The organism is Phenylobacterium sp. (assembly GCF_004799395.1).
In the GTDB taxonomy this organism is placed as follows: Bacteria; Pseudomonadota; Alphaproteobacteria; order Caulobacterales; family Caulobacteraceae; genus Phenylobacterium.
In genome coordinates this window covers 1-10,673 of sequence record NZ_SSMZ01000039.1, presented here as the reverse complement: position 1 = coordinate 10,673, position 10,673 = coordinate 1, and the positions used below count along the sequence as shown (strand labels likewise).

The 10,673-nt window shown below is 69.5% G+C and carries 9 protein-coding genes; all 9 read right to left on the bottom strand.

Features of this window, described 5'->3' with window-relative positions; genetic code table 11:
• Positions 1–227: 227 nt before the first annotated feature.
• Positions 228–968 carry a PEPxxWA-CTERM sorting domain-containing protein gene (locus E8A12_RS02805; protein ID WP_293366236.1) on the bottom strand — a complete coding sequence of 247 codons (741 nt, stop codon included), beginning with the start codon at positions 966–968 and terminating at the stop codon, positions 228–230.
• A 120-nt stretch (positions 969–1,088) separates the two neighbouring features.
• Positions 1,089–1,991 (bottom strand): UDP-N-acetylmuramate dehydrogenase, encoded by a 903-nt coding sequence (gene murB, locus E8A12_RS02800; RefSeq protein WP_293366235.1) that lies wholly within the window; start codon positions 1,989–1,991, stop codon positions 1,089–1,091.
• A complete protein-coding gene (murC, locus tag E8A12_RS02795) occupies positions 1,988–3,403 on the bottom strand; it encodes a UDP-N-acetylmuramate--L-alanine ligase (protein WP_293366234.1) in 1,416 nt (471 codons plus the stop codon). The genes murB and murC overlap by 4 nt, the downstream gene beginning before the upstream one ends.
• A 53-nt stretch (positions 3,404–3,456) precedes the next feature.
• Complete coding sequence (locus tag E8A12_RS02790) at positions 3,457–4,704, bottom strand: metallophosphoesterase (RefSeq protein WP_293366233.1); 1,248 nt, start codon at positions 4,702–4,704, stop codon at positions 3,457–3,459.
• Positions 4,705–4,763: 59 nt separating this feature from the next.
• Positions 4,764–5,858, bottom strand: a complete 1,095-nt coding sequence (murG, locus tag E8A12_RS02785; RefSeq protein ID WP_293366232.1) for an undecaprenyldiphospho-muramoylpentapeptide beta-N-acetylglucosaminyltransferase — start codon at positions 5,856–5,858, stop codon at positions 4,764–4,766.
• A 12-nt stretch (positions 5,859–5,870) separates the two neighbouring features.
• Positions 5,871–7,052 (bottom strand): putative lipid II flippase FtsW, encoded by a 1,182-nt coding sequence (ftsW, locus tag E8A12_RS02780; RefSeq protein WP_293366231.1) that lies wholly within the window; start codon positions 7,050–7,052, stop codon positions 5,871–5,873.
• A gap of 34 nt (positions 7,053–7,086) precedes the next feature.
• A complete protein-coding gene (gene murD, locus E8A12_RS02775) occupies positions 7,087–8,496 on the bottom strand; it encodes a UDP-N-acetylmuramoyl-L-alanine--D-glutamate ligase (protein ID WP_293366230.1) in 1,410 nt (469 codons plus the stop codon).
• An 18-nt stretch (positions 8,497–8,514) separates the two neighbouring features.
• Positions 8,515–9,630 (bottom strand): phospho-N-acetylmuramoyl-pentapeptide-transferase, encoded by a 1,116-nt coding sequence (gene mraY, locus E8A12_RS02770; RefSeq protein WP_293366229.1) that lies wholly within the window; start codon positions 9,628–9,630, stop codon positions 8,515–8,517.
• Positions 9,630–10,673, bottom strand: a 1,044-nt coding sequence (locus tag E8A12_RS02765) for a Mur ligase family protein (protein WP_293366228.1), incomplete at its 5' end; no start/stop codon positions are given. The genes mraY and E8A12_RS02765, both read right to left, overlap by 1 nt.

Sequence of the window (10,673 nt, the reverse complement as noted above, 5' to 3'; positions counted from 1 at the left end):
TGCCAGGCGATGCCATGGCGGTGACGGAGCCGAGGCGCCGGGTCAAGAGGCGGTTGGGACCTGCTAAGCGCCGACGGTGCGCGGGGTCAGGTCCCGCGGCTCCCCCAGGTCGCGCCGGTGAGGCGACCCAGCGTCGTGGGTTTTCTCGAATTGCGCCCAATTGACCCAGCAAAATGCCCCGGAAGTGAGCCGGGGCCTTGGCGTTGCAGCCGTGTCGGCGGGAAGGATCAGGCCGTGGCCAGGCCCTTCGCGCGCGCCCGGCGCAACAGGGCGCCCAGTCCGCCGAAGCCGACCAGCATCAGGCCCCAGGTGGCGGGCTCTGGGATGCCGCCGGGGGAGTTTTGCGAACCCGTCGGACCCAAGCTGGTCGTCGGCGCAACGATGTTGAAGACGAAGGTTTCGTCGTTGTAGTTCCAGTCCGCCACGTTGGCCGGCAGGTCTTCGAAGCCGACATAGGTGCCGGCGGGAACGAAGGCGCTCTGACCCCCGGCGCTGATCGTGCCGCCGCCAAATGCCGCCGAGAAGATGTGCTGCACCGGCTGGTTGTTGTACGAATTCATGTTCGCGTTGGAATAGAAGATGTTGTCGTGGCCCGGAACGATGTCGCGCGTCGGGTTTTCGTCATTGATGAAGAAGGTGATGGTGTCGCCTGTCGCCACCACCACCGGCTGGGACAAGGACGGCCCGAAATTCCATTCATAGCCCAGGGGCGTGCCATGGTTGGCGAGACTGATGGTGCCTTCCTCGACGCCGTTGACCAGCACGCCAAGGATTTCGGTGTCAGTGGCCGTCGAGCCGGTGAAATAGGATTCCAGGTCGCCGGAGGACTGCGCCGTGAACACGTAGGCAGCGGTGTTCTGATGGCCGACATTGCCATAGGCCGGCAGCGACACGTCGTTCGCCATCGCCGCGGTCGCGACCGCGAAGAACAACCCCGCGCCCAGGCCTAGAGTGCGAACCATACTCATCCACGAACTCCCAGAATCCAGCAGGACGAGGCCGCGCGCCCACGTCCAATTCCAGACCGCCCCTCACCTTAACCCGGCGTTAGGGGTTAGCGCAAACGAGCTCCCCCCAGAGGCGAATACTCACGTCCGGCCTATGCGTTTGATTTCCCATTCGAGTTCGACGCAAGCCTTGGCCTTAACGTCCGCACGGACCGCCTCGCCAAGCCCCTCAAGGTCCGCGGCCGTCGCTTCGCCGGTGTTGATCAGAAAGTTGGCGTGCAGCGGCGAGAACATCGCGCCGCCGAACAGCTTGCCTCGCCAGCCTGCCTCGTCGATCAGCTTCCAGGACGAATGGCCGGGCGGGTTCTTGAAGGTTGAACCCCCGGTCTTCTCGCGGATCGGCTGGGTCTGCTCGCGGCGTGCGGTGATCTCGTCCATCCGTGCGACGATGGCGGCGGGATCGTCGGGGCGCCCTTCGAAGAGCCCGCCCAGGAAGACCAGCGGCTCCGACGCGGCCCGGGCCGACTTGCGGTAGCTGTAGTCCAGCTCGGCGTTGGTCAGTGTCAGCCGGCGGCCGTCGCGGGCCAGGGCGTAGGCCTCGACGAGGACGTCCTTGGTCTCCGAACCATAGCAGCCGGCGTTCATCACCAGGGCGCCGCCAACCGAGCCGGGTACGCCGCGATAGAATTCCAGGCCGGCGATCCCGGCCTTGGCCGCCTCGCGCGCCAGGGTGGCGTCGAGCGCCGCGGCGCCCGCGAAGATGCGGGCCCCGCCGCGAGGTTCGACGGTCGCGAAGGCCTTCCCCAGACGGATCACCACGCCGTCCACGCCGCCGTCGCGCACCAGGGTGTTGGAGCCGACACCCAGCAAGGTCACGGGCACGGCCGGACCGAGACCCTTGAGGAACCCGGCCAGGTCCTCATCGTCCTGCGGCAGGAACAGGACGTCCGCCGGCCCGCCGACCCGGAACCAGGTGAAGGGTCCCAGCGGCTCGTCCTTCAGAAGCCGGCCGCGAACCGCCGGCAGGCGATCCGTCCAGCTCATTTGGCCGCCAGGGCGGTGAGCTGGTCCGGCAGGGCGTAGGCCCAGGCGGTGATGTCGCCGGCGCCCAGCAGGACCACCAGGTCGCCGGGCCGGGCTTCCTCGCGAACAAGCCCCGGCAGGCCGGCGGGATTGTCCAGCGCCAGCACCCGGCGGTGCCCGTAGCGGCGAAGGCCCTCGACCAGGGCGTCGCGGTCGATCCCCGGCAGCGGCGCCTCGCCGGCCGGATAGACGTCGGCGACGATCACCACGTCGGCGTCGTTGAAGCAGCTGCAGAATTCGTCGAACAGGTCGGCCAGGCGCGAGTAGCGGTGCGGTTGGACGACAGCGATCACGCGCCCTTCGGTGACCGCGCGGGCGGCCTTCAGCACCGAGGCGATCTCCACCGGGTGGTGGCCGTAGTCGTCGATGATCCGCACGCCGCCCGTGACGCCGGTGGTGGTGAAACGCCTGCGCACGCCGCCGAAGGCCGCCAGGCCCTTGCGGATGTCCTCCGCCCCGACCCCCAGCTCGCGGGCCACGGCGATGGCGGCCAGTGCATTCATCGCATTGTGGTGCCCAGCCATGGGCAGGTGCAGGCCGTCGTAGCGGATCGCTTCTCCATCATGCGGATGGATCACCACGTCGAAATGGCAGCCGTCGGGGCCCATGCTGAGGTTCTCGGCGCGGACCTCGGCCTGCGGATTGACCCCGTAGGTGACCAGACGCCGGTTCTCGACCCGGGCCGACATCGCCTGGACCTCCGGATGGTCGGTGCAGATCGCCGCGAAGCCGTAGAAGGGGATGTTCTCCACGAAGTCGCGAAACGCCTTCTTTACCGCCTCGAACTCGCCGTAGTGGTCCAGGTGCTCGGGGTCGATGTTGGTGACGATGGCCACGGTGGACTTGAGTTTCAGGAAGGTGCCGTCGCTCTCGTCGGCCTCGACCACGATCCAGTCGCCGGCCCCCACCTTCGCATTGGTCCCGTAGGCGTTGATGATCCCGCCGTTGACCACGGTCGGATCCAGGCCGCCCGCGTCCAGCAGGCAAGCGACCATCGAGGTCGTGGTGGTCTTGCCGTGCGTGCCGCCCACGGCCACGGAGAACTGCAGGCGCATGAGTTCGGCCAGCATCTCGGCGCGGCGGACCAGGGGCAGGCGCCGGTCGCGTCCGGCGACCATCTCCGGATTGTCGGCCTTCACCGCGGTCGAATAGACGATGGCCGAGGCGCCCTCCACGTGGGCGGCGTCATGGCCGATGAAGATCTTGGCGCCCAGTTTCTCCAGCCGCTCGGTGTTGGCGCTGGCCTTGGCGTCGGAGCCCTGCACCGCATAGCCGATGCGCAGCATGATCTCGGCGATGCCGCTCATGCCGATGCCGCCGATGCCGATGAAGTGCACGGGGCCGATGTCGAAGGGCACGGGGCGACGGGTCATCCGGCGGTGCTAGCGCATTGCAAGGGCGGGGGAAATATCCGTGCGCGCGCCGTTCAGGCCGCGACGCAGGTCATTCGGCCGGCGTGCAGGGCGCAGGTGGCGATCACAGCGTCGGTGAGATCGCGGAACACGCCCTTCCAGTCGTCGGCCGCACCCCCGCCGACGCGGTCGAAGACGAAGTAGCCGAACCGGTCCATGTCGAAGACGGTAGCGGGCGCGCCGTCGACCTGGATCTTCGCCAGCACAGGCGCGGCGGCCTTGGCGGAGTCCAACACATCGCCGCCGGTGCCGACCACCAGCTGGCCGGGCCGGCCGGCGCCGAAGTCGAGGCTATAGAAGGTGTGCAGGTGGCCGGCGACGACCAGCTCGGTGCGGCCCAGTCCCTGCGCCTTGGCGGCCTGGCGTTCGTTGACGTTGCCGCCAGTGTCGGTGAGCAGAGGACCGGTGCGGAAGACCTCCCAGAGCGGGCGGTGCGTCACCAGCCACGCCGGCTGTTTCGTCGCCGCCAGCGGCTTCAGGTCGTTGACGAAGGCCTCGGCCTCAGCCGCGATCGGCTTCGTATCGTCGGGGTCGGCGCTGTCGAGGACGGCCAGGGTGACGCCGCCAATGTCCACCAGGAAGGTGTCGCTGTGGGCCGGGCAGCTCCGCGCCTTGGGGTCGGCGTCGAGCAGCCGGAACCAGCCCTTGCCGCCGCGCACGCAGTCCTCGTGGTTGCCGCGGCCGAAGACCCAGGGCGCCGCGCCCAGCAGGCTCGCCGCCGGGTCGAACAGCTCCGCCTTCCAGGAGGGCCAGCGATCGCCGTAGGGGCTTCCCGCGCAGCCGGCGAGGCCTTCGGGGCACGGCGTCTCGCGGTAGTAGTAGTCGCCCACATGGATCACCAGATCGGGCTTTTGCGCCGCCGCCAGCGCCGCCACCTTGGCGAAGGGCCAGCCGGCGACCGGATCGTTGCAGTTCTGGATGACCTTGCCCTTCAGCCGGCAGCCGCTGTCGCCCAGGATCACCAACCGCTGCGGCTGGGCCTTGGGGACCGGCAGTGCGCGCCCCTCGACGCTCGCGGTCCTGGCGCCGCGCGGCAGGGCCGCCTCGCACATGAGGTTGGGGAAGGCGTCGTCGCGTGCGGCGCGCAGGCTCATGGGGCGGGCCTTTCCGTCGACGGTCAGGACCGGACAGGCCTCGCCCTCGGCCACGGCGCGGACCTCCGCGCCCGCGCCGGTCATCTGCACCCAGGCCGCGAGCGGCGTCGCCCTCGCCGGACCTGCAAGGCCCAGCGCCATCAGGATCGCCGCGGCCGCACGCTGCATCAGGTCTCTCCAGGTTCGCCTCAACAGTAGCGCAGCTCGGCGCGCCCTCGCCACGGCCGTCAGGCGCCGGCGGTCTCTTCCACGACGTCGGCCAGCCGTTCGGCGGCGTCGGGAATGGCCACGCTGCGCGCGGCGGCCGCCATCCGCGCCAGGCGGTCGGGATTGGTCAGCAGCTTCTCCAGGGCGCCGGACAGGCTGGCGACGGTAAGCTGGCTCTCGCGGGCCACTTCGGCGCCGCCCACGTCGGACAAGAGCTTGGCGTTCTGGCCCTGGTCGTCGTCCAGCGCGATGGCCAGCGGCACCAGGATCGAGGGCTTTCCGGCCACCGCGAACTCGCAGACGCTGCCCGCGCCGGAGCGGCCGATCACCAGGTGCGCAGCGCCGAGCCGGCCGGCCATGTCGCGGAAAAAGGGGGCGATCTCGGCGTCGACGACGGCGTTGCGGTAGGTGCGCCGGGCGGCCTCCATGGATTCCGGGCGGGTCTGCTGCTGGATCAGCAGGCGCTGGCGAAGGGGGTCAGGCAAGGCCGCGATGGCTTCCGGGACCAGTTCGGAGAGCAGACGTGCGCCCTGGCTGCCGCCGGTGATCAGGATGCGGATCGGGCCATCGGCGACCGGCGGCGTGTACGGCAGGTCGGCCAACGCGCGGATTGCCGGGCGCACCGGATTGCCCACCACGGTCGCGGCGCGGGCCACCTGCGGCGGAGCCTTGAGCAGGGTCGGGAAGGCGCAGGCGACGCGCGTGACGCGGGCGGCCAGCATGCGGTTGGCGCGCCCCATCACCGCGTTCTGCTCATGGATCACCGTGCGGCGCCTGTCGAAGATCGCGCCCACCAGGGCCGGCGCGGACGGATAGCCGCCGAACCCCACCACCACCCGGGGGCCGAGCTCGCGATAGAGGGCGCGCGCCTGCGCCGCGCCCCGCAGCACCGCCAAGCCCGCCGTCGCCATGCTGAGCGGGTTGCCCCGCCGATAGGTGGCCGACGACAGGCCGATGCGGTGTTCGGCGGGGAAGTCCTGGGACAGGCCGGCCACCCGCTCGTCGGAGGCCAGCACGATGGACCAGCCGCGGGCGATCAGGGCCTCGGCCAGCGCCTGGGCGGGAAACAGATGGCCGCCGGTGCCCCCGGCGGCGAGAACCGCGATGTTACGCATGCTCAGGTGCGCTTAAGCGAACGCGCCGGCCTTGGCGAGGCCTTCCCCGACCGTATAGGCGCCGGGACGGCGGCGGGTCAGGGCGAGGGCCAGGCCCAGCGTCAGGCCCATGGCCAGCATCGACGAGCCGCCATAGCTGATGAACGGCAGCGTCATGCCCTTGGTGGGGATCATGTCGAGATTGACCGCCACATTGATGATCGCCTGCAAGCCCACCAGCACGAACAGGCCGGCCGCGGCCACCTGCTCGAAGGGGTCGGAGAGCTTCATCGCGCGATAGAGGCCGCGCACGACGATGATCGTGAACAGCGTCACCACCAGCATCAGGAACACCAGCCCGAACTCCTCGGCGCCCACCGAGAGCGCGAAGTCGGTGTGGGCGTCAGGGATCGACCGCTTCAGCACGCCTTCGCCCGGGCCCCGCCCGAAAAGCCGCCCCGCGGCCTGCGCGACGCGCGCGGCGTCGACCTGATGGGTGTCGGCCTTGTCCGGCTGCAGGAACTTGTCCACCCGCGACGCCACGTGCGGCAGCAGGAAATAGGTCGATCCCAGCCCTGCGACGGCCACGACGCCGAGGCCCATCACCCACGACAACGGCACGCCTGCCATCCAGAAGACCGCCCCGAAGGTGGCGGTGATCAGCACCGTCTGGCCAACGTCCGGCTGCATCAGAAGGAGCACGACCGGGATCAGGTAGAGCGCGAAGGCGATGGAGACGCCGGGCACGCCCTGCCCTTTCTGGCCCTCCGAGAACATCCAGGCGACCAGCACGATCAGCGCCGGCTTCATGAACTCCGAGGGCTGCAGAGAGAAGCCGCCGAGCTCGATCCAGCGCGTGGCGCCCTTGGCGTTGTGGCCCAGGAACGGCAGGGCGACCATCACCGCGATGGCGATCAGCCAGATGAAGAAGGCGCTTCGTTTGACCGTCTTCACGTCGAACATCGAGGTGACGATCAGGATCACCGCGGCCATGACGGCGAACACGCACTGGCGCACGGCGAAGTGGAACGGGTCGCCGATGTTCATCCGGGCCGCCGCAGCGGGGCTGGCCGCGAAGGCGATGACCACGCCCACCGCGATCAGCAGCGCCACGACGCCCAGCATCCAGCGGTCCACCGTCCACCACCAGACGCCGATGGCGCTGCGATCCGAACGGGCGAAGGCGTGGGTGGCCTGGGGCGTGGCGGCGGTCATACGGAGAGCGAGGCTAGCTTGAGTCGGAAAACCGTCATGCCGCGCCTCTTGCCGCATGGGCCAGGCGCTGGACGGCGGAACGGAAGGCCTCGCCGCGTTCCTCGAAGTCGGCGTACTGGTCGAAGGAGGCGCAGGCCGGCGACAGCAGAACCACCGCATCCTGGCCGCTGGCCGAGGCGTCGGCGTAGGCCTGGGCGACCGCCACATCGAGCGTCCCGCACTCCACGGCGGGCGCCTTGCCATTCAGCGTCCGGGCGAAGGCGGGCGCGGCCTCGCCGATCAGATAGGCCTTGGCGACGCGGCCGAAGAGATCCTCCAGCGCCTCGATCCCGTCGGTCTTCGCCCGGCCGCCGGCGATCCAGTAGGACTTCGGATAGCTGGAGAGCGCCTGGCGCGCGGCGTCGGCGTTGGTGGCCTTGGAGTCGTTGACGAAGCGCACGCGGCCCAGAGTGGCCACGGTCTCCATGCGGTGCGCCAGGCCGGGGAAGCTCAGCAGGTGCTCGGCGGCCTCGTCCGGCGCGATGCCGAGGCCCTTGGCGGCGGCGTAGGCGGCCGCCGCGTTCTGCCAGTTGTGGCGGCCGGGCAGCGAGCGAGCGCGGTTGAGGTCGGCGACTTCCTGGGCGCGTTCGCCGGTGGCGTCGTAGAGCAGGCCGTTCAGCACATAGACGCCACGGCCCATGGCCTTGTTGGCGGAGATCGGCACGATGGTGCGGCGGTTGGCGGCGGTGATCTCGGTACAGATCTGCTGGCCCCAGGGATCGTCGACGCCGATCACCGCGGTGTCGCCCTTGCCCTGGTTCAAGAGGATGCGGCGCTTTGCGGCGACATAGCCCTCCATCGAGCCGTGGCGCTCCAGATGGTCGGGCGACAGGTTGAGGATCACGGTGACGTCGGCATGCAGGCTGGAGGTCAGGTCGAGCTGATAGGAGCTCATCTCCAGGACGTAGACCGCCCCGCCGTGCATGTCCTCGAGGTCCAGGACGCCGATCCCGATGTTGCCGCCGATGCGCACGTCGCGGCCGGCCTGGGCGCAGACGTGGCCGATGAGCGCCGTGGTCGTCGACTTGCCGTTGGTGCCGGTGATGGCGACGATCCTCGGCTTCCTGTGCTCCGGCGCGGCGTTCACCGTGCGGGCGAAGAGTTCGATATCGCCGACGATCTCGACGCCGGCGGCGTTGGCCTTTTCGACGGTCCAGTGCGGCGTCGGATGGGTCAGCGGCACGCCGGGCGACAGCATGAGCGCGGCGAACCGGCTCCAGTCGGCGGTGGTCAGGTCGACCAGCGGCAGGCCCTCGGCCTCGGCGGCCGCGCGGCGCTCGGCGCTCTCGTCCCACAGCGCCACGTCGGCGCCGCCGGCGATGAGGGCGCGCGCCGCCGCCAGGCCGGTGCGGGCCAGGCCGAACACGGCGACGGTCTTGCCCTCAAAGCCGCGGACCGGGATCATGACGCGCCCATGCCCTCCCTACCGCAGCTTCAGGGTGGCCAGGCCCAGAAGGGCCAGCATGATCGAGACGATCCAGAAGCGGATCACGACGGTCGACTCGGACCAGCCGAGCTTCTCGAAATGATGATGGATCGGAGCCATCAGGAAGATCCGCCGGCCGGTCCGCTTGAACCAGGCTACCTGGATGACCACCGAAAGCGTCTCGGCCACGAACAGGCCGCCGATGACGCCGAGCACGATCTCCTGCCGCGTCGCAACGGCGACCGCGCCAATGCCGCCGCCCAGGGCCAGCGCGCCGGTGTCGCCCATGAAGATCCGGGCCGGCGGGGCGTTGTACCAGAGGAAGCCGAGGCCGGCGCCGATCATCGCCCCGCAATAGATGGCGATCTCGCCGACCCCGGGGACGAAGTGCAGCTGCAGGTAGTTGGCGAAGACGAAGTTGCCGACCAGGTAAGCGATCAGGCCATAGGCCGAGGCTGCGATCATCACCGGCACGGTGGCCAGCCCGTCCAGGCCGTCGGTGAAGTTCACCGCATTGGCGCCGCCGACGATCACGAAGGCGCCGAACAGGAGATAGAACCAGGAGAGGTTCACGACCGCGCCCTTGAAAAGCGGGAAGGTCACCGACGTCAGCAGCGACGGGTCCTCCGGCGGCTTGGCGGCGAAGAGGATGATCAGGCTGATCGCCGCCATGGCGATCAGCGCCTCGAGCAGCAGCCGCATCTTGCCGGAGATGCCGTCGGTGGTCTGTTTGGTGACCTTGGAATAGTCGTCCAGGAATCCCAGGAGGCCGTAGCCGGCGGTGACCAGCAGCACGGCCCAGACATAGACGTTGGAGAGGTCCGCCCAGAGCAGGGTGCCGACGATCAGACCCGCCAGGATCATCACTCCGCCCATCGTCGGCGTGCCGGCCTTCTCGGTGATGTGGCGCTGGATGCCCTCGGCGCGGATCGGCTGGCCCTTGCCCTGCTTGGCTTGCATCCAGCGGATGAAGCGCGAGCCCATGGCGACCACAATCACCTGTGCCGTGAAGATCGACATGGCGGTGCGGAAGGTCAGGTAGCGGAGCAGGTTCAGGACGGTGACGTGGCTGTGCCCGCCCATCGAGAAGTGCTCATAGAGCCAATAGAACATCAGCCGGCCTCCCCTGGCCGGACGTCGAGGCGCGCCAAGGCCTGGGCGATCAGCCCGGCCTTCGACCCGTTCGAGCCCTTCACCATCACCAGATCGCCAGGCTCTGCGGCCCGGGCGACGTCTGCGGCCAGGTCGGCCGCGTTCTCGGCGTAGCCGCCGCGCCGAGTCGGCGGAAGGGCGTCCCAGAGGGATTTCATCAAGGGACCGGCGGCGAACACCAGATCGACCCTGGCCTCGGCCAGAGGCTCGGCCAGGGCGGCGTGATAGCCGCTCGCCTTCGGGCCCAGCTCCAGCATGTCGGTGAGCGCCACGACCTTGCGTCCCGCCGTCCTGCGCGCGCCCAGGGTGGCGATGGCCGAGGCCATGGACACGGGGTTGGCGTTGTAGCTTTCGTCGATCAGGGTGAAGGCGCCGCCGGCCAGCTGGATCGTCTTCTCGGCCCCGCGGCCCTCCAGCGGCTCGAAGGAGCCCAGCGCGGCCAGGCTGTCGCCAAGGTCCACGTCCAGGGCCTCCAGCATCAGCAGCACGGCCATGGAATTGAGGCCCCAGTGCATGCCGGTTTGCAGGATCGGGAAGTCCAGGCCCTTGCCGTGGAAACGGGCCTGGACCACGGCATGGTCGCCCGCGCCTTGGAAGTCGATCAGCCGCGCGTCGCAGCCTTCGGCGCGGCCAAAGGTGAGCACCTGGGCGCCAGCCTTCTCGGCCTCGCCCTTCAGCAGGCCGAACCAGCGGTTGTCGGCGTTGAGCACCGCCACGCCGCCCTTCTGCAGGCCCTCGAACACCTCGGCCTTGGCCTTGGCGACGCCGGTTTCGCCGTCGGGGAAGTTCTCGGTGTGCACCGGCCCGACGGTGGTCACCACCGCGGCGTGCGGACGGACCATACGGGTGAGCGGGCGAATCTCATCGGCGTGGTTCATGCCGATCTCGAACACTGCGCGTTCGGTGTCGCGCGGCATGCGCGCCAGGGTGAGCGGCACGCCGATGTGGTTGTTGTGGGACTTGACCGACGAATGCGCGCGGCCGGCGAGCATCAGGCCGGCCAT

Excerpts from the sequence above, each read along its gene's own strand:
- murG (WP_293366232.1), bottom strand. The coding sequence starts at position 5,858 with ATGCGTAACATCGCGGTTCTCGCCGCCGGGGGCACCGGCGGCCATCTG.
- murB (WP_293366235.1), bottom strand. The coding sequence starts at position 1,991 with ATGAGCTGGACGGATCGCCTGCCGGCGGTTCGCGGCCGGCTTCTGAAG.
- E8A12_RS02790 (WP_293366233.1), bottom strand. The coding sequence starts at position 4,704 with ATGCAGCGTGCGGCCGCGGCGATCCTGATGGCGCTGGGCCTTGCAGGT.
- mraY (WP_293366229.1), bottom strand. The coding sequence starts at position 9,630 with ATGTTCTATTGGCTCTATGAGCACTTCTCGATGGGCGGGCACAGCCAC.
- E8A12_RS02805 (WP_293366236.1), bottom strand. The coding sequence starts at position 968 with ATGAGTATGGTTCGCACTCTAGGCCTGGGCGCGGGGTTGTTCTTCGCG.
- ftsW (WP_293366231.1), bottom strand. The coding sequence starts at position 7,052 with ATGACCGCCGCCACGCCCCAGGCCACCCACGCCTTCGCCCGTTCGGAT.
- murC (WP_293366234.1), bottom strand. The coding sequence starts at position 3,403 with ATGACCCGTCGCCCCGTGCCCTTCGACATCGGCCCCGTGCACTTCATC.
- murD (WP_293366230.1), bottom strand. The coding sequence starts at position 8,496 with ATGATCCCGGTCCGCGGCTTTGAGGGCAAGACCGTCGCCGTGTTCGGC.